This window comes from Pseudoflavonifractor sp. An44 (assembly GCF_002161675.1).
Lineage (GTDB): Bacteria > Bacillota > Clostridia > Oscillospirales > Oscillospiraceae > Enterenecus > Enterenecus faecium.
In genome coordinates, this window is record NZ_NFIH01000001.1 from 184,702 (window position 1) to 206,718 (window position 22,017).

A 22,017-nucleotide genomic window follows, 5' to 3' on the forward strand; every position below is an offset into this window, starting at 1 on the left:
GCTCCACTCCTTCCTGTATGGGGGTTACAGCAGAAAATACGCTCCAGCTGTCCCCACGACGACACCCAGAACTGCCCCGGCTGCCACTTGCAGCGGGGTGTGGCCGATGAGCTCCTTGAGTTCCTCGGCAAACAGCTCTGGCTTGTATTCATCCCAGTTTTTCATGATGTAGTTGAGGATTTTGGCCTGCTCTCCCGTCTCCTTGCGGACGTTGGCGGCGTCGTACATCACCACAAAGGCCACCACCACCGCCAGGGCGAACACCGGCTGGTCAAACCCGGCGGTCATGCCGATACCAGAGGCACAGGCACACACCAGAGCCGAGTGGGAACTGGGCATTCCGCCGCCGGTGAACAGGTAGCTCCAGTCCACCTTGCGGTAGACCACCACGGAGATGAGCATCTTCAACGCCTGGGCAATGGCCCAGGCGGCCACAGCCAGAAATAAGATGGGTGAGATCATGGCGTATACCTCCCTTTTTAGTGGTCCCGCTTGGCCAGGGCATCCGCCAGAGCGCAGAGGAACTCACCTGTGTCCGGGAACGCCTCCTGCACCGCCAGCTTGGCCCGGTGGGTATACCGCTGCACCAGCTCCTGGCAGGAGTCCAGGCCATACAGGGTGACATAGGTCACCTTGCCGTTCTCCCGGTCAGACCCCACGGGCTTGCCCAGCTGCTGGGTGGTGGACTCCTCGTCCAGCATGTCGTCCCGAATTTGGAACGCCATACCCAGGCCCTGGGCGTACTCCTTGGCCGCCTTCCACTGTGCCATGGTGGGAGCCACCGGGGAGGCAGTCAGGCCCAGCAGGCAGGCGGCCTTGAGAAGGGCCGCCGTCTTCCAGCTGTGCACCAGGTTCAGCCGCTCCTCGGTCTGGTTGTCCCCGTTCATGTCCAGGTACTGCCCGGCGCAGATGCCCTGGATGGCACCCGCCGCCTGGGCCAGCACGGCACAGGCCTCGCCGTTGGATTCCACACGCTGGGTACGCCGGGAGGTGGCCAGCCGGGAAAAGGCCTCCGCCTGGAGGGCATCACCGGCCAGCACAGCGGTGCACTCTCCGTACACCTTGTGGCAGGTGGGCTTGCCCCGGCGCAGGTCATCGTTGTCCATACAGGGCAGGTCGTCGTGGATGAGGGAATAGGTATGGAGCATCTCCACCGCCACGGCGTAGTCCACAGCGGGCTCCATGGACCCGCACAGGGCCTCACAGAACTTCAACACCAGCACCGGACGAATCCGCTTGCCCCCGGCCAACAGGCTGTACCGCATGGCCTGCAACAGCTCCTGGTGGGGGCCCATATCCAAAAGGCTCTCTTTCAGGGCCTGCTCCGCCATCTGGCGGGCCTGCTCATATTGTGCCTCATAGTCCATCGTTTTGTTCTCCTTCCTGGAAGGGGACCTCCTCCTGGGCCTCCCCGCCCAGCAGCAGGCGGACCTTCTGCTCGGCCTGGTCCAGCATCTGGGTGCAGTGGGCGGCCAGACCGGTCCCCTCTTCAAACAGTTTCAGCGACTGGTCCAGGCTGGACTCGCCTCGCTCCAGCTGGGAGACAATCTCCTCCAGCCGCTTCATGGATTCCTCAAAGCTCTTCTTCTTTACCGCCACTGCTGTTCCTCCTTTTCTTCCACCCGGCAGTGGTACACGCCATCTGCCACCAGCACGTCCATGGCCTGGCCAGGTTGTACCTGCTCCACCGTAGTCACCGCCCGCCCCTCTGCCTTGGCGATGGCATAGCCCCGGCTGAGCACCTTCAGCGGGCTCATGGCGTCCACCCGGCCCGCCAGCCCCGCCAGCTCCACTCGGCCCCGGCGCAGGGTACGCTCCAAGGCCATGGCTAGACGGCGCTGCACACCATCCAAACGCATACGCTGGTCATCCACCACCGCCACGGGGTTGCGCAGCACACGGCTCTGCTCCAGACGGGTCAGTTCCTTCCGGTCCCGGTCCAGCTGGACCTCCATGGCCTGTCTCAGCCGGAGGGTGAGCCCCTCCAGCCGCTGCCGCTCCTGTTGCTGGTCTGGCACCGCCAATTCGGCGGCGTTGGAGGGAGTGGAAGCCCGCAGATCCGCCACGTAGTCGGAGATGGTCACATCCGGCTCATGGCCCACCGCCGAGATGACGGGGATGTTGGACAGGGCAATGGCCCAGGCCACCGGCTCCTCGTTGAAGGCCCACAGGTCCTCCCGGGAGCCGCCGCCTCGGCCGGTGATGATGAGGTCGATGTCGTCTCGGTTGTTCACCTGGTGGATGGCGGCGGCGATCTCCTCTGCCGCCCCCTCCCCCTGCACCCGCACCGGCACCACCAACACCTGGGTCAGGGGCCAGCGCTGGCGCAGAATGCGAATCATATCCCGCACCGCAGCTCCCGCCGGGGAAGTCACCAGGGCGATGCGCCTGGGATAGGCGGGCAATGGCTGCTTCTTGGCCGGGTCAAAGAGGCCCTGGGCCTCCAGCTTCTTTTTCAGCTCCTCGAAGGCCCGGTCCAGGGCTCCCCGCCCATCCTCCATCAGCTGGGTACAGTACAGCTGATACTGGCCGTCCCGGGGATAGACGGACACTCGGCCGTAGGCAATCACCGACAGGCCGTTGACGGGCTTAAAGCGCAGCCGGGCCGCATCCCCCCGGAACATAACGCAGCGGATACTCCCCTGCTCGTCCTTGAGGGAAAAGTAGTGGTGCCCGGAGGGGTAACACTTGTAGTTGGACACCTCGCCCCGCACCAGCAGTCCCCGCAGCAGGGGGTCGCCGTCCACCAGCTCCTTGAGATACCCGTTGACCTGGGAGACGGAATAGACGGGAAGCTGGGCGCCGCTCACGGCTCAATCCCCCGTTCCACCGCCCGGTGGGCCAGGATGGCCACACCCAGGGCGTTGTCCGTGGAGTACTGGGGCGGCGCAAAGATGGCCCCCAGAGGCTCCAGGCGACTGCGCAGCAGAGAGTTGGAGGCCACGCCGCCGGAGCACAGCACGGGCAGGTTTCCGTATTTTTTCTGGGCCCAGGCAGTGGTGCGGGCCAGCACCGAGGCCAGGGTCTCAAAGGTGAATCGGGCCACGTCGGCGGGAGCTACCCCGGCCTCTGCCATGCCCTTGATCTTATTCTCCATGCCGGACAGGGAGAAGGAGCCCTCCTTGGTCTTCACCACAAAGTACTTCTCCTCCTGAGAGTCCCGGCTGAGCACGTCCATGGCCTTTCCCGCCGGGAAGTCCAGGCCCAGCATGACGCCGATGCGGTCCACCAGCTGGCCCGCGGAGATGTCCGAGGTGCCGCCGATGAGCTCGGCTTGGACGGTGTGCCCGTGGGGGTGCACCACCAACAGCTCAGTGGTGCCGCCGGACAGGTGCCAGGCCAGGTGGGGCTGGTCCATCAGGTCCTCCCGCCCCGCCGACCAGGCGGCCGCCGCAATGTGGCCCTGCTGATGGGAACAGGGATAGAAGGGCACGCCCAGGGCTGCAGCCAGAGACCGTCCCTGTCCCTCGCCCACCAGGAAGCAGGGCATGTAAGACCCCTCAACTTCCCGGGGCTGGGTGGAGGCGCCCACGGCCCGGATTTCTCCCATGGCCCCTTCGGCCCGCAGCGCCTCGGTCATCAGATGCAGACGCTTGACGTGCTGAAACACCGCCTCGCTCTGACGCAGACCCAGGGAGCCCTCTTGCACCGTCAGGAGACGGCCGTGGTTTACCCCCACTCTGCCGTCAAACACCGCCGCCGACGTGGTATAGTTGCTGGTGTCAAATCCCAAACACATTCCTGCCATCCTTGTCCCCTCCCTCGTTGTCTTCTCGTCAGTCCTGTTCCTGGGGAAACTCCTCCCGGACGAATGCGCCCAAGATACCGTTGACAAACCGCACCACGTCCTCATCCAGGTACTTCTTGGAAATTTCCACTGCTTCGTTGATGGCCACCTTGTTGGGCACATCGGGCATGTACAAAATCTCGTACATGGTCAAGCGCATGATGGCCGCCGCCACCCGGTCGATGCGGGAGAACCGCCATCCCTTGGCGTGGCGCTCAATGTAGCCGTCCAGCTCGGCACCGTGGTCAGCCACTCCCCGCACCAGAGTGACAATATACTCTTTGAGCCCTTCGCCGGGGAACTGGGCGTACAGCTCTTCCTCCTGGCCTCTGGCTGCAAAGGCCTCTTCCGTCAGCTCCCGCTCCAGCAGCTGGTCCGCCTTCAGGTTGGAAAACGCCAGCTCAAAGGTGAGATGCATCGCAATTTCCCGGGCTGTTTTTCTGGTCATGGAACCTTCATCCTTTCGCGGCTCACCCGCCGCCTAATCTAAAAGGGGCATACTCCCCCAATGTGTATATACATTGATTATACACGCAATGGTGGGAAAAGAAAACCCCTTTCCCGCCCCCTGCGACGAATTTGGACAAATGGGCAACCCAGCCCCATTCCCCGCAGATTCCCTGTGCAAAACGCAAAAGAGCCGCTGCGCACATCACGCAGCGGCTCCGCCTTGTTTTGTTTACTTCTGGAAGGTCACACCGGACACGGTGACGTTGACCCCGGCCACGTCCAGGCCGCTGGTGTTCATCACTGCGTTCTGAATGGCGTCCTGCACGTTCTTGGCCACCTCGGGCACCACGTAGCCGTACTTGACCAGGATGGTGACGTCCACCATCACGGCCTCGCCCTCCACCTCCAGGTGGACGCCCTTGGCCACGCTCTTGCGGGTCACCAGAGCCGCCACGTCGTTGGTCAGGGTGGTGCCCAGAGCACTCACGCCGTCCACTTCCATAGCTGCTGCCCCGGCGATGACGGCCAGAACCTCCTCAGAGATGTTCACGCTTCCCAGCTCTTCCTGGCGGGAGATATATTCCTTGCCTTCGGCCATACTGCCTCACGCTCCTTCTTCGTTCTCAGGGCAGCCAAACGTCCGCCCGGTTTCAGATAACTGGAGACATTATACCACCGCAAGGCCTAAAATACAATCCTGTTTTTCTAGGGTTTGGCCTCAATGATCTTGATCTGATCTGCGCTGAGTCCCGTTTCTTCCCGCACAATCTCCACGATTTTCGCAATATCCGTCTCGCTCAGGCCCTGGTCTGTGGAGGACACCACCAGGTTCACGCCGTCCTCCCCAATGAAGCACACACAGTCTCCGTATCCCTTGGCGGTGACCAGGTTCTCCACCTGGGCCTCCGAGAGGGTGTCGTCGGCCATGGTCTGGATGGAGGCGTTGGCCTCATCCACCACCTTCTGGTCCGCCTTCTCGTCGGCCGCCGCCTCCTGCAACAGCTCCAGGGCGCTGTCCCGGGCCTGCTGACGGTTGAGCCGGGCGCTGGCAAAGTAGCCGCTGCCCGTCTCCTCCTCCGTCTGGCCCTCCGCCGTCTCCCCATCCTGCTCCTCGTCCACGCCATTGACCAGGGTGGTCTGGCCCAGCACCTTGCCGTCACTGCCGTCGGTGCCGCTACCCTCTCCGGTGAGTTGGTTGTTGTAGGACCAGTTGAGATACACCGCCACCCCCACAAACAGCACGATGGCCAACACCACTGCATTGCGTTTCCAAACGCTCATCCTTCTACCTCCTAAATGACATCGAATTCAGTCGCCCGCACATATGGTAATCCGGTCCGAGCCCAGCCCGGTGAGGGCCGACACCGCCTGGGTGATAGCCAGCTGCACCTGGGGGTCGTCCCCGCCTGGGCACACCACCAGCGCCCCTCGAAAACTGGGGTAATACTGGGTCAGCAGAACCACTTCCTCTCCATCCTCCCCGTCGCAGATCACCGTGGTCTGCTCCTGGGAGCTCTCCTTCTCTCCCTGCTCTTCCACCCGGTCCTCAGCCAGCACCCGCTCCACCCCCTGGTCCAGGGAGAGGAGCACCGTGGCGTCCCCCGCCCCTTGGATGCGGGAGATGGCCTGGGCCAGCCGCTGCTCCAGCTCTTCCACCGAGAAGGACTCCTCCTCTGCCTCCTGGCCCTGGGTGTCCGGGCCCGAGGTAGCGGTGCGCTGGGTGGGCCAGGCCACCAGCACCAACCCCACCACGGCCAGAATCAGCACCAGCTTGTATTGCCGCAGCCAGCTGCGCCACTGCTCCCCATTGGGCATGTTCCAATTCCACTTCACCCCGATATCACCTCAAAGCTCTGGCGCTCATAGGGAATCCCCAGGTCCGCCTGCATCATGTCCGCCAGGGCGTCTCTCTGCGCCTGGGTCCAGGTCCCTGTTAAGCAGGCTGACCACGGCTGCGGTATCTCGTCATCCCATGCAACCACCACCTCCACCTGACACGTCACACCCAGCGATTCCGCCTTGTCCAAAATATATGCGCCGGTTTCCTCCTCTATGATGGATTCATACAGCAATTGATTTTGTTCCATGAGCGCCTCCTCTGCCTCCTCCATGGCCCGAGTATCCCATTGCAGCATCTCCTGCCAGTCCTCTTCTTCCATGCCCACCATGGGCCCCAGGGTCACCAGCAACAGCAGCAGGCTGCCCACCAGCTTGCACACCCGCTGTCCGCCACCCCCCTTCACCAGGGCCCCGGACACCACCATCACCATGGACGCACAGGCCACACCCAGCAGCCACTGCTCCATCCAGCCGCTCATCCGGTCACCGCCGATACCGAGGACACCAGAGTCACCAACAGTAGCAGCGCACAGGCCCCGGTCATCCCCATGATGAGGCCAAAGGCCCCGCCAATCTGCTCCACCAGTCCGCACACCCGGCTCTGGCCCATGGTGGCCGCCAGGGCCGCCACCAGTTTATAGAGCAGATAGTGCACCAGCAGCTGGAGCACAGGAACCAAACAGATGCCCAGTATGGTCACCATGCCAAACACCCCCACCGAACTGCGCAATATCCCCGCCGAGGCCAAAATGGTCTCCGAGGCGTCGGACAAAATGCCCCCCACCACCGGAATGGCCCCGGAGATGGCGAACTTGGCCACCTTCATGGACATGGCATCCACCGAACCGGACACCACCCCGCTCATGGATAAATATCCAACAAACACCATCATCAGCACCACCAACACCGAGGTGGCCACCCATTTCAGCCACCCGGCCATCTGCTTCAGCCCCGGATTGCCCAGGGCTGCCCACGCCACACTGGCCGCCACATACCCGTAGACCATGGGCAGCAGCACCCGCTGGATGACGTTCATCAACAGGCTGGAAAACCCCGCCGCCGCCATCTGACGGGCCGCCGCTCCGGCAATGGCCCCGGTGGCGGCGGTGGCCCCCGCCACCACCGGCAGCAGCACCGTGGCAAAGGCGGTCATGCGCTCCATGGCGGTACACCCCAACCCCAACAGGGAGGACATGTCCGCCACCGCTGCCACCGTCACCGCCAGAGCCCCCGCCAGGGACACCACCGGAATCTCATTTCCCCCTCCGGCGTCGTACACCGTCTGGGCCAGCCCGCACAGCAGGAGGATGACAAAAAGGATGGTGGCCGAGCGCACCCCGGCACGGACGATGCCGAACATCTCCCCCTTCCCCGTCTCCACGAGGCCCTGGAGTCCTTCGTCCAGGCTCTCCCCATAGACGGCGCTGCCCCCCTGCTGTTCGGCCTCCCACTCCATCTCCTCGATGCCCAGGGCGTCCTCCTGGCCCTCCAGTATCTGGTCTGTGGAGACAGCCCGGGCCGGAACCACACACAGCAGCAGCGCCAGACACAGCGCCCACACCCACCGCATGCTCTCCCCTCCTAACTCAGCAGTTCTTCCAGCAGCGACAGCACCCCCTGGAGCAGGGGCATGGCCGCCACCAGGCCCAACACCGTCCCCGCCAGCTCCACGGCGCTGGCCAGGCCGTTTTCCTTGGCATCCCGGCAAAAGTCCGCGGTGAATTTGCACAGCATGGCGATGCCTGTGGTCTTCATCACCGGAGTGATGAGCTCCTGAGAGATGCCGCCCGCTTGGGCCAACCTCTGGATATAGCCCACAATCAGCCCCAGCTCTCCAGACACCGCCACCAACACGGCCACGGCGGCACACAGGGTGAGCACCAGGGCGATCTCCGGGGCCTGCTTGCGCACCACCACCCCGCACACCACCGCCACCAGCACGCCCCCCGACACCATGACCATCTGGCTCATAGGTCAAACAGGGTCTTCACCAGGTCAAAGAGGGCGCTGATCTCCTGCACCACCATCATCAGCACCACCACCAGAGCCACCAGGGTGGTCATGGTGGCCATCTCATCCCGTCCAGACCGGGCCAGCACCTGGTTGAGCACCGACACCAAAATGCCAATGGCAGCGATTTTAAAAATTAAGTCCACATTCATCCCTAGGTGTCTCCTTATACGAATAAGATCATCAAAACCGCCCCGGCCGTCACCCCCAGGGCACCGTATACCCGGCCCAACCGCCGCCGCTGCTCACAAGCCTGAGCCAGCTGCTCCTCCAGCTGCTCCCGGGTGTGCTCCAACGCCTGGCGCTGGCTCTCCCCATCATACTGGCCCAGCACGGACCCCAGGGCGTCCAACAGCTCCACGTCCAGCTGCTCCAGTCGCATCTGGCTGGCCTCCCCCGCCTGCTGCCACACCTGGGAAAAGGTGCGGCCCCGCAGGTTCTGGGCCCCGTGGGCGCACAGGGTGAAAAACTCCCCCGGGGCTCCCTGACACTGTTGGGCGGCCAGGTTCAACGCATCGGGCAACGGGGCCAGCTTCCAAGACAGCTCCCGCTGCACACACTCCAGCCCCACCAACAGGCTCCGCAGGTCCTTCACACGCCCATCCAGGTGTGCGATAGCCCCCAGCCCCAGGCCCATGGCCCCGCAGGCCAAACAGGCGGCCCCCATCAGACGAATCATGCCACCACCTCCACCCGGGCGGTGCGGTTTGTTCCGCTGCCTCCCAGCAGTACCACCCGGCGAAATACCCCGGACTGCCACAGGCGACGATACACCGGACGCCGCTGAAAATCCTCCATACACGCCCCGTGGGCGGTGGCCAGCAGAGATACCCCACACCCCACCGCCTGGACCATGGCCTCCACATCCTCCATCTGGGTGATCTCGTCCATGGCGATGACCTGTGGATTCATGCCTCGCAGCAGAATGGACACCGCAGCGGCCTTGCCGCACCCGTCCAGAATGTCGGTGTGACGCCCCACATACATCTGAGGGGCACCCTGCCACATGGCGGCGATCTCTCCCCGCTCGTCTGCCACCGCCAGACGCAACGGAGGCGCGGCCACCCCGTCGGACAGTCCCCGCACCAAGTCCCGGAGCAAGGTGGTCTTCCCCGCCCCCGGCGGAGCAAAAATCAGGGTATTTTGCAGCCGCTCCCCCTCCATCAGCTGGGGAAGCAGGGCCTCAGCCTGTCCCACCACCGGGCGGGCAATGCGCACAGACAGAGAGGAAATCTCCCGCAAGGTGGCCACCTTCCCGTCCCGCACCACAGCGGTGCCGCAGATGCCGATGCGGTGCCCGCCCCGCAGGGTGAGAAACCCCCGCTGCACCTGGTCCAGCACCGTGTGGGCAGAGGCCTGGCTGGCCTGTTCCAGCACCTGCCGGAGCAGTTCCCCCGTCACCACCAGTTCTCCCACGTCCCGTTCTCCGTCTCCGTCCAACACCGTGGGCAGAAATCCCTGACGCAGGCGGATCTCCTCCACCCGTTCCCGCTTCTCCTGGGGCAGCTGTTTGAGGGCACACCGGAGATGTTGAGGCATCAGGGCAACCACCTGCCGAAATGGGCTGTCCACCATGTAACTCCCTTCCTTTCGTATGGTACACCCCATTGTATGAGGGCCTGTCCCGGGGTATGACAGGCAAAAAAGAACTGCCCCGCCATATGGCGAGACAGTTCTCGAACGATTCTATGAAATTCAGCCCAGCACAGACACGATGCGTGCCACAGCCTCCTGAGTGGCCTGGGCATCGCCGAAGGCGGTGACTCGGATGTAACCCTCGCCGCTGGGGCCAAAGCCTGCACCAGGGGTGGTGACCACGTTGGCCTTCTCCAGCAGCAGATCGAAGAACTCCCAGGAGCCCATTCCCTCCGGGGTCTTGACCCAGATATAGGGGGCGTTGACGCCGCCGGACACGGTGAGCCCCGCTTTCGTCAGCCCCTCCCGGATGACCTGGGCGTTGCGCTGGTAGTAGGCGATGGTCTCCTTCACCTGGGCCTGCCCCTCGGGAGAGTACACGGCCTCAGCGCCCCGCTGCACCACGTAGGGCACGCCGTTGAACTTGGTGCACTGGCGGCGATTCCACAGGCTATTGAGGGAGGCCCCGCCCCGCACCAGCTCCTTGGGCACCACGGTGTAGGCACAGCGGGTACCGGTGAAGCCGGCGGTCTTGGAGAAGGAGCGGAACTCAATGGCACAGGTCTTGGCCCCTTCAATTTCAAAGATGGTGTGGGGGACATCCTCCTGGGTGATGAAGGCCTCATAGGCGGAGTCGTAGAGAATCACCGCATCATTGGCGTTGGCGTAGGCCACCCACGCCTCCAGCTGCTCCCGGCTGGCCACCGCTCCGGTGGGGTTGTTGGGGAAGCAGAGGTAGATGAGGTCCACCTTCTCCTCCGGAATGGCGGGAGAGAAACCATTTTCGGCGGTGCAGGGCATATACACCAGCTTGGACCAGTGCTGGCTGGCCTCGTCATAGTCCCCGGCTCGGCCTGCCATGGCGTTGGTGTCCACGTACACGGGGTACACGGGGTCGCACACAGCCACCACGTTGTCCACACCGAAGATGTCTCCGATGTTGCCGCAGTCGCTCTTGGCGCCGTCGGAGACGAAAATCTCATCGGGGGCGATGGTGACGCCCCGGGCGGCGTAATCGTGCTGGGCAATGGCTTGGCGCAGGAACTCATAGCCCTGCTCGGGACCGTAGCCGTGGAAGCCAGCCCCGGTGGCCATCTCGTCCACCGCCTTGTGCATGGCCTCGGTGACAGCAGGAGCCAGAGGCCGGGTCACGTCTCCGATGCCCAGCTTGATGAGGGATTTATCCGGGTTTGCCTGGGCATATGCCGCCACTCTCCGGGCAATTTCCGAGAAGAGATAGCTGCCGGGCAATTTCAAATAGTTTTCGTTGATGGTGGCCATGGGTGTTCCTCCTGTATTCAGCTGTTTACAGCATTAAAATTCTCCGTTTATTGTACAACATCTTCCACCTGGGGTCAATGGGTAAGTTCACCGTCGAACACCGTCACAGCGGGTCCCGTCATATGCACGTGCCCATCCTCCCCCCAGGAGATGGACAGCTCCCCGCCAGGCAGGGCCACCACTGCGCTCCGTTCCGTCACGCCAGAGGAGGCCAGAGCGGCCAGGGCAGCGCTGGCTCCGGTGCCGCAGGCCATGGTCTCCCCACTGCCCCGCTCCCACACCCGCATGGCAATGTGGGCCCTGTCCCGGGGGGCCACAAACTCCACATTCACCCGCTGGGACAGCTTAGGATGGACCTCCAGCTGGGGCCCCAGGCGTGTCACGTCCACCGCCGCTACCTCCTCCACCAGACACACCAGGTGGGGATTCCCCATCCACACAGGAGTGCCCTCCACCTGGATGTCCTCCACTTGCAAGGCCATGGGCTTGCCCACCTGGGGCACTCCCATATCCACGGTGACCTCCGCCACCTTTCCTCCCTCCACTTGAAGGTCCACGGTTCGGACACCGCCCCCGGTCTCCACGGTGAGGCGGGTCTTCGTGGTCAGCTTCCGGTCGTATACGTACTTGCCCAGGCAGCGGATGCCATTGCCGCACATGGTCCCTCGGGAGCCATCCGCATTGAACATGGCCATGCGGAAGTCCGCGTTCTCCGATGGGCAAATGCAGATCAGCCCATCTCCCCCCACTCCGGTATGGCGGTGGGACAGCTGCCGGGCCAGCTCCTCCGCCCCCTCCGGCTCCCCCTGAGGGCAGTAGAGGAAGATATAGTCGTTGCCCAGCCCGTGCATTTTGGTGAAGTTCATACCACCACTCCCTTCCCTGGTGTTATATGAAGGGAAGGAAGGAGAGATACCCGAAAAAAGCGAGGAACAGCTTGGTAGCTGCTCCTCGCCTATCAATTATATGGAATTTCCCAGCACAATGCGGGCGGTCTCCGCCAGCTTGGAGCCGTGGTCCATGCTCTCCTTTTGCAGGAAGCGGTGGGCCTGTGCCTCCGTCATGCCGTGTCGGTCCATGAGCAGCGCCTTGGCCTGAGCCACCAGCTGGTTCTCCTCCTCACTGCGGTGGATGTGCACCGGGTACTTGGAGACCCGACGGCGGGCAAATTGCAGCAGCATCCGCACCGACGCCAGCAGGTCTCCCCGACTCACCGGGGCAGGCAGCTGGAAGATCTCCTCGGTTTCGCACAGCTCCAGCCGATTCTGGGGGGCCACCATCAGCATCACGCACTGCTGCGGCAGGTCGTAGTACAGGTCCTCTCCCGCTCCGTCGGGGAACTTGAACCCGCACACCACCACGCCCAGCCCCTGCTTGTTCACCAGGCGGCGCACCTCGGAGGCGCTGTGGCACACCACACACTCTGCCACACCGCCGCTCTCCAGCACCTCGGAAATGCTGGCCGCTGTCTTGCGGTTTTCAAAGGCTACGATTACTTTTTGCACAAGATCTCACACTCCTCCCATCACCTGTTGCCCAAGGGCAGCGGGAGCGATCAATAGTTGATCATGTACTTGTCCAGCTCCCAGCTGGACACACGAGTGCGATACTCCTCCCATTCTCTCTCCTTGCCGGCGATGAACTGGCAGGCCACGTGCTCACCCAGGGTGGACATGATGAGCTTGTCCTTCTTCATCAGCACCAGAGCCTCGTCCAGAGAGCCGGGCAGGGCCTCGATGCCCCGGCGCTTGCGGGTGGCGGGGGTCATGTCGAAGATGTTCTCGGTGATCTCGGCGGGGAGGGTCAAATTCCGCTCAATGCCGTCCAGACCGGCGGCCAGGCACACGGCCAGGGTCAGATAGGGGTTGCAGGCGGGATCGGGGCTGCGCAGCTCCACGCGGGTGGACTGGCCACGGGCGGCGGGGATACGGATGAGGGCGGACCGGTTGGAGGCAGACCAGGCCATGTAGCAGGGGGCCTCATAGCCGGGCACCAGACGCTTGTAGGAGTTGACCAGGGGGTTGGCAATGGCAGTGATGCCCTTCATGTGGTGGAGAATACCAGCCATGAAGGCGTAGGCCTCATGGGACAGCTTCTTGTCGCCGTTCTCATCAAAGAACACGTTCTTGCCGTTGCGGAACAGGGACATGTTCACGTGCATACCGGAACCGGCAATGCCGAAAATGGGCTTGGGCATAAAGGTGGCGTGGAGGCCGTTCTTCTGGGCAATGGTCTTCACCGCCAGCTTGAAGGTCATGATCTTATCGGCGCACTGCACGGCGTCGGAGTACTTGAAGTCGATCTCGTGCTGACCGGGGGCCACCTCGTGGTGAGAGGCCTCAATCTCATAGCCCATCTTCTCCAGGGCCAGGCAGATCTCCCGACGGGTGGACTCGCCGTGGTCCAGGGGGCCCAGGTCAAAGTAACCAGCCTCGTCGTTGGTCTTGGTGGTGGGACGGCCCTCCTCGTCGGTCTTGAAGAGGAAGAACTCGGGCTCGGGACCTACGTTGAAGGCATCATAGCCCATGTCGTGGGCCTTCTTCAGCACCCGCTTGAGAACACCACGGGGATCGCCCACAAAGGGAGTGCCGTCGGGGTTGTACACGTCGCAGATCAGCCGGGCCACACGGCCGTGCTGGGGACGCCAGGGGAAGATGGCAAAGCTGTCCAGATCGGGGTACAGATACTGGTCAGACTCGTTGATGCGCACAAAACCCTCGATGGAGGAGCCGTCCAGAGTGATCTGGTTGTTCAGAGCCTTCTCAATCTGGGAAGCGGTGATGGCCACATTCTTCAGCTGACCGAAAATGTCGGTAAACTGCATGCGAATGAAGTTAATATCCTCTTCCTTGACAATGCGAATGATGTCTTCCTTGGTGTAACCCATTGTTCATTCCCCTTTTCTTTCGATTCGTCCGGCTGAAACCACCCCGGCCCGGTGGAGAAAAAAGGTTGTCCTTCTCTGCCTTTTTTCCTAAAACTATCTGTTGAAGTAATTCTGTGTTCAGTATAGCATGAACCGCTATTTTGTCAACGGATTTTTGCACCGATGCAAATTTTCATCGCAAAAATCAAGTTCACAACCTTGAGAAGCGCCATTTTCGCGTTTTTGCACAGAAGCCTTTTTCTCACATTTTTACCCAATTGACATCGCCACTTTGCACAAACCGCACGAAATTCTTCTTGACTTTTTGGTCATATCTATCTAGAATGTCATCATAAGCTTTTCCCTGGTAAAGGGCAGCACACGAAAACGGAGGAATGTATATGTCTCACAAGTATGTCTATTTGTTTTCCGAAGGAAACGGCAACATGAGAGAATTGTTGGGCGGCAAGGGCGCCAACCTGGCCGAGATGACCAACTTGGGCATGCCCGTTCCCCAGGGATTTACCATTACCACTGAGGCTTGCACCCGTTACTATGAGGACGGTCAGGCCATTGCTCCAGAAATCCAAGAGCAGATTCTGGAATATATCGTCAAGATGGAAGAGATCACCGGCAAGAAGTTCGGCGATCACGAGAACCCCCTGCTGGTCTCCGTCCGCTCCGGCGCTCGGGCCTCCATGCCCGGCATGATGGACACCATCCTGAACCTGGGCCTCAACGAAGAGGTGGTCCAGGTCATGGCCGAGAAGTCCGGCAATCCCCGCTGGGCCTATGACTGCTATCGCCGCTTCATCCAGATGTACTCCGACGTGGTCATGGAAGTGGGCAAGAAGTATTTCGAGGAGCTCATCGACGAGATGAAGCACGCCCGGGGTGTCACCCAGGACGTGGAGCTCACTGCCGACGACCTGAAAGAGTTGGCCGAGCAGTTCAAGGCCGAGTACAAGGAAAAAGTCGGCGCCGACTTCCCCACCGACCCCAAGGAGCAGCTGATGGGCGCTGTCAACGCCGTGTTCCGCTCCTGGAACAACCCCCGCGCCATTGTCTACCGCCGCATGAACGACATTCCCAGCTCCTGGGGCACTGCCGTCAACGTGCAGGCCATGGTGTTCGGCAACATGGGCGACAACTGCGGCACCGGCGTGGCCTTCTCCCGCAACCCCGCCACCGGCGAGAAGAAGATCATGGGCGAGTTCCTGGTCAACGCCCAGGGCGAGGACGTGGTGGCCGGCGTGCGCACCCCCATGCCCATCAGCCAGATGGCCGAGAAGTTCCCCGAGGCGTACATTCGCTTTGAGGCCGCCGCCAAGGCCCTGGAGGACCACTATCACGACATGCAGGACATGGAGTTTACCGTGGAAAACGGCAAGCTGTACATGCTCCAGACCCGGAACGGCAAGCGCACCGCCACCGCCGCTCTGAAAATCGCCTGTGACCTGGTGGACGAAGGCCAGATCACCGAGCAGCAGGCTGTGTTGATGATCGACGCCCGCAACCTGGACTCTCTGCTCCATCCCCAGTTTGACCCCGAGGCTCTGAAAAACGCCTCCCCCGTGGGTACCGCCCTCCCCGCCTCCCCCGGCGCTGCCTGCGGCCGTATCGTATTTACCGCCGAGGACGCCAAGGAGTGGGCCAACCGTGGCGAACCCGTGGTTCTGGTCCGTCTGGAGACCAGCCCCGAGGACATCGAAGGCATGGCCGCCTCCCAGGGTATTCTCACCGTCCGTGGCGGCATGACCTCCCACGCCGCCGTGGTGGCCCGTGGCATGGGCACCTGCTGCGTCTCCGGCTGTGGTGCCATCAAGATGGACGAGGCCAACCGCCAGTTCGAGCTGGCTGGCCGTGTATACAAGGAAGGCGACTGGCTGAGCCTGGACGGCTCCACGGGTAACATCTACGGCCAGCCTCTGCCCACCGTGGATGCCTCCATCGGCGGCGAGTTTGGGCGCATTATGGCCTGGGCCGACAAGTATCGCAGTCTCCAGGTGCGCACCAACGCCGACAACCCCAGAGACGCCCGTCAGGCCATGAAGTTTGGCGCCCAGGGCATCGGCCTGTGCCGCACCGAGCACATGTTCTTTGAGGGTGAGCGCATCCTGGCCATCCGGGAAATGATCTGCTCGGACACCACCGAGCAGCGGGAAAAGGCTCTGGCCAAGCTGGAGCCCATGCAGCAGGGTGACTTCGAGGCCATGTACGAGGCCATGGAGGGCAACCCCATCACCATCCGCTTCCTGGATCCCCCCCTCCACGAGTTTGTCCCCACCGACGAGCCAGACATCCAGCAGCTGGCCAACGCCATGTTCATGAGTGTGGCCGACGTCAAAGCCATCATCGCCAGCCTCCACGAGTTCAACCCCATGATGGGTCACCGTGGCTGCCGTCTGGCTGTCACCTATCCTGAGATCGCCCGGATGCAGACCCGCGCCGTCATCAAGGCCGCTCTGAACGTCCAGGCCAAGCACCCCGAGTGGACCATCGTGCCTGAGATCATGATTCCTCTGGTGGGCGAGGTCAAGGAGCTGGCTTACGTCAAGGGCGTGGTGGTGGAGACCGCCGACCAGCTCATCCGCGAGTCCGGCACCAACCTGGAGTACAAGGTGGGCACCATGATTGAGATTCCCAGAGCCGCCCTCACCGCCGATGAGATCGCCAAGGAGGCCGACTTCTTCTCCTTCGGTACCAACGACCTGACTCAGATGACCTTTGGCTTCTCCCGTGACGACGCCGGGAAGTTCCTGGAGTCCTACTACGACAAGAAGATCTACGAATTCGATCCCTTCCAGCGCCTGGATCAAGTTGGTGTTGGCCGCCTGGTGGAGATGGCTGCCACCCTGGGCCGCAAGACCAAGCCCGGTCTGAAGTTGGGCGTGTGCGGCGAGCACGGCGGCGAGGCCTCCTCGGTGCAGTTCTTCCACAACGTGGGCCTGGACTACGTCTCCTGCTCCCCCTTCCGGGTGCCCATTGCCCGGCTGGCTGCGGCGCAGGCGGCTATTAGACAACCCCGTGCAATGGACAAGTAAGCATATAACACTACTCTTTATCATATCCGCGCGAACAGGCGCATTGCCCTATGGCAGTGCGCCTGTTCTTTTGCCTTTTTCTCAATCATAGGTACACTTCAACAAACAAATCGTTCCAACTACCTCTGCGAAACTGGGGTGGAAGCTCATTTTCCTTGCGATATTGTCGCGCCATCTCAAAATCGATGGTAAAAGACAGCACCGGAGGAGATTCTGGGTGGAGAAGGTCATAACGTCCTCGCTCCTGGATTTCTCCAAAATTCAGCTTCCAGCGATAGTGGTAGTCCTCCACCGGTGTCACCACGTCTACAAACTCTTCCACCAGCTCGTCGGAAATCTTTGGCGTTGATACATCCACCACTTGAGCGAGCTTCTTTTTGATCTGAGTCAGATCAAACTTAGGCACGCCTCCTCCTTCAACCGACGCATGTTCCAGCTGTCCCTGAATCTTCTCCCGCTCTGCGGCAGTCTGAGCGTATAGCTTCTGATATTGCTCTCGTGTCAGTTCACCATCCGCCCTCATTTGCCCCAAACTTAACATGCGCTTCTCCAATTTATCCATCTGTCGCTGCAACCCTTCTCTGGTAGACCCAAACGGCACGCCCGCAGCATACATGCAGGACTCTAGCATTTGACAGGCTTTTGCCACTGCTTTACCCTGGTCTCTCAAAATCTGGTCAAAAATCCGTTTTGCCATCAGCTCCAACTTCCACTGGCAGACGGAAATGGCTTCACAGATTTCTTGTCCCTGGATTTCATGCTTTTTCAGATAGCTTTTTGCCGGCCCGTGGGTGCGCTTCATGCACTGGTATCCATAAACAGGGGTTCCATCCCGAAGGACTCTCCACCGATAGCGATGAAAACCGGCCCCACATCGACAGCAAAGTTTTTTGACCCACAGATGCTGTGGAAATCTCATGCCTCGCTTGCGCTCCTCACCAGATGGTAACCGGTACTCTCGAATTCTGGATTTTCGGATCCGATCACATTGATGCCACAGCTCTTCTGAAATAATGGGCTCAAAATTTCCCTTTTTGAGGATGAATGTATCCTCATCAAAGTTTTTCACCCGCTTCTTTTCCAAGAAGTTGTTGACCCAGGATTTGTTGTAGCAGATATACCCCATATACGTCTGGTTTCGTAAAATGCGACTAATCTTAATGCACACCATTCCACCGCATTATACTTGCAAAAATTATAGCATAGCCTTAAGAAATTTACAATTCCAGACATAGCTCTTGCCGGTTATCACATTGTATTCTCGTCAAGAATGGCGATTTTCCTTAACCATAAGGTAGAACATATTTCTCACTCTCTTACACGGGAATTCTTATTTCCACTATACCCAGAATTACAGAATTCGACAAGAAGTTCTTGTAGATCTTCATATTGGCAACACCCTTGATATATAAGGGCACAACCGCTACAATATTGGTGTACGTAAAGCGGGCTTGTGTATGGAGCCTTTAGGAATCTTTCCTGAGTCTCCGTTTTGGAAATTCGACGTAACAAGGAGCAGCCTATGTTTCAACTTGTAACAGAAGCTAATATTCGGGCAGCCGCAGAAATCCATGCGGAATCCTGGCGGGAATCCCACAGGTCCTTCTGCTCTCCCACTTTCATTGAAGCCCATACCATAGAAACTCAAATAGACTACATTCGCAAAGAGTTGTCACGAGGTAAAGTGTTTTACTTACTTTATTTCGACTCGCCAAAGGGCATCGTTTCTTTACAGGAAAATCTAATTGAAAATCTTTATGTGCATCCCTCCGAACAGCGAAAGGGATATGGGACTCAGCTCCTGCATTATATCGAGGGACTGTGTTGTGACAATCCAACCCTATGGGTCCTGAGTAACAACCACGCTGCAATCTCTTTCTATCGCCGGGAAGGTTATGAGTTCACAGGAAACCGCCGGGAATTACGCAGTGATTTAGCTGAACTAGAAATGAAGCACGTTATTTTCTCTGGCTCTGTATCGCCTGACGGTGAGAAACACAGAATAAAAGAGGAGAACCCAGCATGAAAGATGCATTTATAGCAAGTCTCTTCCACGAGGGTGTCCTCGGCGGTGCAATCTATCTTCAAAGTGATAAAGTGCTATATAGGACAAACAAATCTCAGTTGGAACGAAAGTATCGCAATCTGGAAATGCCATACTATAGGATTAAGAGAGTAGAAACTGGGTGGGCATTTTGTTTTCCAACCGTTACACTGGTCATGAAAGGTGGTCCTTCCTACAAGTTTATCATATTTAATCGAAGAAGGTTTTTAACCAGATTCCAGACACTGAAACATCCCCCCTACTAACAAACACCTTATCCTCTGTATTTTGACATAAAAACCGTCGGTATGGGATTAGATTCCATACCGACGGTTTTTACCCACTTTTTAGAACGCACACCAGAGCAACACAAGATTCAAGACAATCAAAACGTGTAAAACGATATGATAAAAATCTGGAATCAACCGATCCGCTCGTCGTGGTACGATGCAAAGGCTGCCTTCAAAGCATTGGTTATATCCCCGAATCTTTTCCGGAGTTGCTCCAAAAATCGTAAAATGCCAATGGCAGAAATACTGTACCACAAGCCAGACGACAAGCACGGAAAGCACAAACCAATTCCCCACCTGCGGCAGTACAACTCTTAACAGAATACTAGCTGCATACACCACAAGCATCCCAAATTCAGCGCTTTTTATCCCCATGCCCTCAACCAGCAACACGTTTCCCAGGCGATAGGTCACAATACACCCAAAAAACCATATGAGCAGCACAATCTCAAACATATACGCAATGATACTCACACTCAACTTCCACACTCCCAGCCAATGATCATTCCGTTCAGATATTTACCAGGGTCTGCAATAAAATCTTCCCAAGTGGCCAGTGCATGAAATTCCTCATGCTCCACATCCAGATACCATAGTCTCTTGTCCTTGGGGTTCCACAACAGCAGGTAGTCGGGGTAATTGTCCATCTGAGCCATGACAGAGAGCAGCTTTTCCCTCTTCCATGTCACTTCCAGCACGTCCATGTACGAGTATAGTTCTGCCCATTGGACCTCATCCTGCTCTGGGAACTCCAGTCGCAACGGTCCCGTTTTTAAGTATTCCACCATCTCAGTTGGCATCTTATAGGCTGCTAGTTGCTGGGCCCTGTTCTCCTCGTTGTGCCAATCCTCCGGTTCCAAATTTCTTAGATAGGCGGCCATCTCCTGGTTTTTATTTTGAACCGCCAAGGTATAAGGGCGATCCCCATATTTGTCCGGAATGGTGATATCCGCCCCTTGTCCAACAAGCCAGCGCACCATGTGGAAATCATTCTGCCGAGCCGCCTCGATCACGGGAGTCGAGGCATATGGAAACATCTCGTCCGGCTTATGATAGTCGATATCGGCACCATTCTGAATCAGATATTCTGCCAGCATCCGATCCCCACCCCATACCGCAGTACGCAGTGGTTCCCCACCATACCTTTTGAAGTCTATCTGCAATCGGTCCACAATCGTTAACAGTTCTGGATTCTTCTGCCCTTCCAAGAAGGAAAACAGATGGTAGATGCTGCGCTGATTTTCCTCCAATCTCACACCAGCTTCCACCAAATAGGAAAGCGTGGAGTAATTCTGGCATTTGATTGCGGCAAAGATCAATTCATCCCCATTTTGCGTCAAGTCTGCCCCTCGCTCTACCAGAAGTCGCACCATATTCTCCCGGTTCTCCTGCACCGCCAGCTCCAAAGGGGTCTTTTGCACATGCTCCTGCTCTCCACCATTCACCATCCGAAACTGTTCCATCGCACCTTTCGCTAAAATGCCGTTTCCAAACATTTCTCGGATTGCACTCTGGACCTCGTGGAACAAGTCACTGGTGGTATAGCGCTGCACTTCATTGGGGGAATGGCCGTTGTCCAACAGAAATCGGAGCTTCTCCAAATCCCCACTTTTGATTGCCTCCACCAAAGGGGGCATGTTTGCATCAGTAGCTTTTCTCATAGCCATTTCCCTTTCTATTTGATATGGAGTTTCTTGATGCACCGTATTTTGTCACCTTGTCAGATGTTTTCTTCCTTTAACAACCGAAAATACCAGCAGCCCTAGAATCACCAACCCAAACATCACCGTACTCAAAACGACCGCACTTTTTGCAGAGACCCCTGGGATCAGACATACAATAAGGCCTGCGCTTCCCCCTATGGCCAGCAATCTACCACCAAATCGTTGCGACCTCATCCACGCATCATCACTGGACTGTGAATACTTCGTCTTCACACCAGAAACCCGATTGATTTTTAATTTCGGCAGGTAGTTCCCAATGATGATCAATAAGACGAACAACACAAGATAGGCCGTTCTAAGAATAAAAAAGGTATCCGGAATCGAATTTTGTAGCATCACTGAAATGAAATATAGGGACAGCGCAGAAAAGAATATGGTCAAAAAAGTTTGATTGTATGTCATAAGCTTTGCCGTTGTCTGCGTGTTACTGTTTTCTTGGGTCTTTCCCATGGCCAAAACCATCTTTCTCAAGAGAACCCCAAGCAAACATCCACAGTAGCCCAAAGAACAAAGGAGTAGGGCTTCCACAGAGAGCTTGGAAGCAAATCGATCCGCAATTCCATCAAAGGAATAATGTACGGGTATTTCCGGTGGCAAAGATCGGTATATGGAAGCGTAAACGAGACAAGGAACAGCAGCAATGACAAGATCATACACGATGGAGCCTGTTATTTCCTTGTGTTTCATATTCATACCTCATGTTTGGATGCATGTGGCGTATCCCCAGGCATTTGTTCGATGCCCGATGTGAATTGACTGACCCACCCTAACATATCTTGCAGTACCGTAGTGTCAATTTCATAATAGATAAATTGTCCGCACCGACAATCTCGCACCAACTCCGCTTTTTTTAACACAGACAGATGCCTGGATATGGATGCATTAGAAATGGAAAAGTGCTCGGCAATGTCTCCCGCCGACAATTTCCCGTTTTTCAGAAGCTGTAAAATCTCCCGACGCGTGGGGTCTGACAATGCTTTCATGGTTTCTTGCAGTCCCACCTGCACCACCTCCCAGCTCTATATTTAGCATTTTGGCTAAATGCTA

Annotated in this window: 26 protein-coding genes; 2 read left to right on the forward strand and 24 right to left on the reverse strand. The window is 58.7% G+C overall.

The window, feature by feature from the left end; genetic code table 11:
- Positions 1-24: 24 nt before the first annotated feature.
- The 19 genes from B5F98_RS00715 to glnA form a co-directional block, all read right to left on the reverse strand.
- A complete protein-coding gene (locus tag B5F98_RS00715; RefSeq protein ID WP_087229318.1) occupies positions 25-462 on the reverse strand; it encodes a divergent PAP2 family protein in 438 nt (145 codons plus the stop codon).
- Between the two features lie 17 nt (positions 463-479).
- Positions 480-1,367, reverse strand: a complete 888-nt coding sequence (locus B5F98_RS00720; protein WP_087229315.1) for a polyprenyl synthetase family protein — start codon at positions 1,365-1,367, stop codon at positions 480-482.
- Complete coding sequence (gene xseB, locus B5F98_RS00725; RefSeq protein WP_087369202.1) at positions 1,357-1,599, reverse strand: exodeoxyribonuclease VII small subunit; 243 nt, start codon at positions 1,597-1,599, stop codon at positions 1,357-1,359. Before xseB ends, B5F98_RS00720 begins: the two co-directional genes overlap by 11 nt.
- Positions 1,590-2,810 (reverse strand): exodeoxyribonuclease VII large subunit, encoded by a 1,221-nt coding sequence (gene xseA, locus B5F98_RS00730; RefSeq protein WP_087369203.1) that lies wholly within the window; start codon positions 2,808-2,810, stop codon positions 1,590-1,592. Before xseA ends, xseB begins: the two co-directional genes overlap by 10 nt.
- Positions 2,807-3,748: a DNA-binding protein gene (locus tag B5F98_RS00735; RefSeq protein WP_087369204.1), complete on the reverse strand. Its 942-nt coding sequence runs from the start codon at positions 3,746-3,748 to the stop codon at positions 2,807-2,809. Before B5F98_RS00735 ends, xseA begins: the two co-directional genes overlap by 4 nt.
- A 28-nt stretch (positions 3,749-3,776) precedes the next feature.
- Positions 3,777-4,235 carry a transcription antitermination factor NusB gene (gene nusB, locus B5F98_RS00740; protein WP_087229301.1) on the reverse strand — a complete coding sequence of 153 codons (459 nt, stop codon included), beginning with the start codon at positions 4,233-4,235 and terminating at the stop codon, positions 3,777-3,779.
- Positions 4,236-4,466: 231 nt separating this feature from the next.
- Positions 4,467-4,835: an Asp23/Gls24 family envelope stress response protein gene (locus tag B5F98_RS00745; protein ID WP_087229298.1), complete on the reverse strand. Its 369-nt coding sequence runs from the start codon at positions 4,833-4,835 to the stop codon at positions 4,467-4,469.
- 107 nt (positions 4,836-4,942) lie between these two features.
- A complete protein-coding gene (locus B5F98_RS00750; protein ID WP_087369205.1) occupies positions 4,943-5,518 on the reverse strand; it encodes a SpoIIIAH-like family protein in 576 nt (191 codons plus the stop codon).
- Positions 5,519-5,545: 27 nt separating this feature from the next.
- The gene (locus B5F98_RS00755) at positions 5,546-6,070 is read right to left on the reverse strand and encodes a stage III sporulation protein AG (protein WP_143482704.1); all 525 of its coding nucleotides are present in this window, start codon (positions 6,068-6,070) and stop codon (positions 5,546-5,548) included.
- A complete protein-coding gene (locus B5F98_RS00760) occupies positions 6,067-6,555 on the reverse strand; it encodes a hypothetical protein (protein ID WP_087369207.1) in 489 nt (162 codons plus the stop codon). The genes B5F98_RS00755 and B5F98_RS00760 overlap by 4 nt, the downstream gene beginning before the upstream one ends.
- Complete coding sequence (locus B5F98_RS00765; protein WP_087369208.1) at positions 6,552-7,646, reverse strand: stage III sporulation protein AE; 1,095 nt, start codon at positions 7,644-7,646, stop codon at positions 6,552-6,554. Before B5F98_RS00765 ends, B5F98_RS00760 begins: the two co-directional genes overlap by 4 nt.
- A gap of 11 nt (positions 7,647-7,657) precedes the next feature.
- On the reverse strand, positions 7,658-8,047 hold the full coding sequence (locus B5F98_RS00770) for a SpoIIIAC/SpoIIIAD family protein (RefSeq protein ID WP_087369209.1): 390 nt from the start codon (positions 8,045-8,047) through the stop codon (positions 7,658-7,660).
- Positions 8,044-8,238: a stage III sporulation protein AC gene (gene spoIIIAC, locus B5F98_RS00775; RefSeq protein WP_087229280.1), complete on the reverse strand. Its 195-nt coding sequence runs from the start codon at positions 8,236-8,238 to the stop codon at positions 8,044-8,046. Before spoIIIAC ends, B5F98_RS00770 begins: the two co-directional genes overlap by 4 nt.
- Positions 8,239-8,252: 14 nt before the next feature.
- The gene (locus tag B5F98_RS00780; RefSeq protein ID WP_087369210.1) at positions 8,253-8,765 is read right to left on the reverse strand and encodes a stage III sporulation protein AB; all 513 of its coding nucleotides are present in this window, start codon (positions 8,763-8,765) and stop codon (positions 8,253-8,255) included.
- Positions 8,762-9,694, reverse strand: coding sequence for a stage III sporulation protein AB (locus tag B5F98_RS00785; protein WP_343219377.1), 933 nt, complete (start codon positions 9,692-9,694; stop codon positions 8,762-8,764). The genes B5F98_RS00780 and B5F98_RS00785 overlap by 4 nt, the downstream gene beginning before the upstream one ends.
- 87 nt (positions 9,695-9,781) lie before the next feature.
- A complete protein-coding gene (locus B5F98_RS00790) occupies positions 9,782-11,002 on the reverse strand; it encodes an LL-diaminopimelate aminotransferase (RefSeq protein WP_087369212.1) in 1,221 nt (406 codons plus the stop codon).
- Positions 11,003-11,076: 74 nt separating this feature from the next.
- Complete coding sequence (gene dapF, locus B5F98_RS00795) at positions 11,077-11,868, reverse strand: diaminopimelate epimerase (protein WP_087369213.1); 792 nt, start codon at positions 11,866-11,868, stop codon at positions 11,077-11,079.
- Between the two features lie 96 nt (positions 11,869-11,964).
- The gene (locus tag B5F98_RS00800) at positions 11,965-12,507 is read right to left on the reverse strand and encodes an ANTAR domain-containing protein (protein WP_087229265.1); all 543 of its coding nucleotides are present in this window, start codon (positions 12,505-12,507) and stop codon (positions 11,965-11,967) included.
- Positions 12,508-12,557: 50 nt separating this feature from the next.
- Positions 12,558-13,889 carry a type I glutamate--ammonia ligase gene (gene glnA / locus B5F98_RS00805; protein ID WP_087369214.1) on the reverse strand — a complete coding sequence of 444 codons (1,332 nt, stop codon included), beginning with the start codon at positions 13,887-13,889 and terminating at the stop codon, positions 12,558-12,560.
- 380 nt (positions 13,890-14,269) lie between these two features.
- On the opposite strand from glnA, the gene ppdK reads away from it, so the two are divergent.
- On the forward strand, positions 14,270-16,912 hold the full coding sequence (ppdK, locus tag B5F98_RS00810; protein ID WP_087369215.1) for a pyruvate, phosphate dikinase: 2,643 nt from the start codon (positions 14,270-14,272) through the stop codon (positions 16,910-16,912).
- Positions 16,913-16,997: 85 nt separating this feature from the next.
- Here the strand turns inward: ppdK and B5F98_RS00815 are convergent, their stop codons facing one another.
- Positions 16,998-18,083 (reverse strand): recombinase family protein, encoded by a 1,086-nt coding sequence (locus B5F98_RS00815; protein WP_087369216.1) that lies wholly within the window; start codon positions 18,081-18,083, stop codon positions 16,998-17,000.
- A gap of 351 nt (positions 18,084-18,434) precedes the next feature.
- On the opposite strand from B5F98_RS00815, the gene B5F98_RS00820 reads away from it, so the two are divergent.
- The gene (locus B5F98_RS00820) at positions 18,435-18,938 is read left to right on the forward strand and encodes a GNAT family N-acetyltransferase (protein WP_087369217.1); all 504 of its coding nucleotides are present in this window, start codon (positions 18,435-18,437) and stop codon (positions 18,936-18,938) included.
- A 365-nt stretch (positions 18,939-19,303) separates the two neighbouring features.
- Here the strand turns inward: B5F98_RS00820 and B5F98_RS00830 are convergent, their stop codons facing one another.
- The 4 genes from B5F98_RS00830 to B5F98_RS00845 are packed head-to-tail and all read right to left on the reverse strand — an operon-like array spanning position 19,304 to position 21,971.
- On the reverse strand, positions 19,304-19,720 hold the full coding sequence (locus tag B5F98_RS00830; protein WP_087369219.1) for a hypothetical protein: 417 nt from the start codon (positions 19,718-19,720) through the stop codon (positions 19,304-19,306).
- Between the two features lie 2 nt (positions 19,721-19,722).
- Entirely contained in the window at positions 19,723-20,907 is a 1,185-nt protein-coding gene (locus B5F98_RS00835; RefSeq protein WP_158099739.1) for an ankyrin repeat domain-containing protein, read from the reverse strand.
- A gap of 51 nt (positions 20,908-20,958) precedes the next feature.
- Positions 20,959-21,657: an SdpI family protein gene (locus tag B5F98_RS00840; protein WP_158099740.1), complete on the reverse strand. Its 699-nt coding sequence runs from the start codon at positions 21,655-21,657 to the stop codon at positions 20,959-20,961.
- A gap of 2 nt (positions 21,658-21,659) precedes the next feature.
- Positions 21,660-21,971 carry an autorepressor SdpR family transcription factor gene (locus tag B5F98_RS00845; RefSeq protein ID WP_087369221.1) on the reverse strand — a complete coding sequence of 104 codons (312 nt, stop codon included), beginning with the start codon at positions 21,969-21,971 and terminating at the stop codon, positions 21,660-21,662.
- Positions 21,972-22,017: the final 46 nt, after the last annotated feature.

Excerpts from the sequence above, each read along its gene's own strand:
- B5F98_RS00715 (WP_087229318.1), bottom strand. The coding sequence starts at position 462 with ATGATCTCACCCATCTTATTTCTGGCTGTGGCCGCCTGGGCCATTGCC.
- B5F98_RS00720 (WP_087229315.1), bottom strand. The coding sequence starts at position 1,367 with ATGGACTATGAGGCACAATATGAGCAGGCCCGCCAGATGGCGGAGCAG.
- B5F98_RS00735 (WP_087369204.1), bottom strand. The coding sequence starts at position 3,748 with ATGGCAGGAATGTGTTTGGGATTTGACACCAGCAACTATACCACGTCG.
- nusB (WP_087229301.1), bottom strand. The coding sequence starts at position 4,235 with ATGACCAGAAAAACAGCCCGGGAAATTGCGATGCATCTCACCTTTGAG.
- B5F98_RS00745 (WP_087229298.1), bottom strand. The coding sequence starts at position 4,835 with ATGGCCGAAGGCAAGGAATATATCTCCCGCCAGGAAGAGCTGGGAAGC.
- B5F98_RS00750 (WP_087369205.1), bottom strand. The coding sequence starts at position 5,518 with ATGAGCGTTTGGAAACGCAATGCAGTGGTGTTGGCCATCGTGCTGTTT.
- B5F98_RS00760 (WP_087369207.1), bottom strand. The coding sequence starts at position 6,555 with ATGAGCGGCTGGATGGAGCAGTGGCTGCTGGGTGTGGCCTGTGCGTCC.
- B5F98_RS00765 (WP_087369208.1), bottom strand. The coding sequence starts at position 7,646 with ATGCGGTGGGTGTGGGCGCTGTGTCTGGCGCTGCTGCTGTGTGTGGTT.
- B5F98_RS00770 (WP_087369209.1), bottom strand. The coding sequence starts at position 8,047 with ATGAGCCAGATGGTCATGGTGTCGGGGGGCGTGCTGGTGGCGGTGGTG.
- spoIIIAC (WP_087229280.1), bottom strand. The coding sequence starts at position 8,238 with ATGAATGTGGACTTAATTTTTAAAATCGCTGCCATTGGCATTTTGGTG.
- B5F98_RS00780 (WP_087369210.1), bottom strand. The coding sequence starts at position 8,765 with ATGATTCGTCTGATGGGGGCCGCCTGTTTGGCCTGCGGGGCCATGGGC.
- B5F98_RS00785 (WP_343219377.1), bottom strand. The coding sequence starts at position 9,694 with ATGGGGTGTACCATACGAAAGGAAGGGAGTTACATGGTGGACAGCCCA.
- B5F98_RS00790 (WP_087369212.1), bottom strand. The coding sequence starts at position 11,002 with ATGGCCACCATCAACGAAAACTATTTGAAATTGCCCGGCAGCTATCTC.
- dapF (WP_087369213.1), bottom strand. The coding sequence starts at position 11,868 with ATGAACTTCACCAAAATGCACGGGCTGGGCAACGACTATATCTTCCTC.
- glnA (WP_087369214.1), bottom strand. The coding sequence starts at position 13,889 with ATGGGTTACACCAAGGAAGACATCATTCGCATTGTCAAGGAAGAGGAT.
- ppdK (WP_087369215.1), top strand. The coding sequence starts at position 14,270 with ATGTCTCACAAGTATGTCTATTTGTTTTCCGAAGGAAACGGCAACATG.
- B5F98_RS00815 (WP_087369216.1), bottom strand. The coding sequence starts at position 18,083 with ATGGTGTGCATTAAGATTAGTCGCATTTTACGAAACCAGACGTATATG.
- B5F98_RS00820 (WP_087369217.1), top strand. The coding sequence starts at position 18,435 with ATGTTTCAACTTGTAACAGAAGCTAATATTCGGGCAGCCGCAGAAATC.
- B5F98_RS00835 (WP_158099739.1), bottom strand. The coding sequence starts at position 20,907 with ATGAGAAAAGCTACTGATGCAAACATGCCCCCTTTGGTGGAGGCAATC.
- B5F98_RS00840 (WP_158099740.1), bottom strand. The coding sequence starts at position 21,657 with ATGAAACACAAGGAAATAACAGGCTCCATCGTGTATGATCTTGTCATT.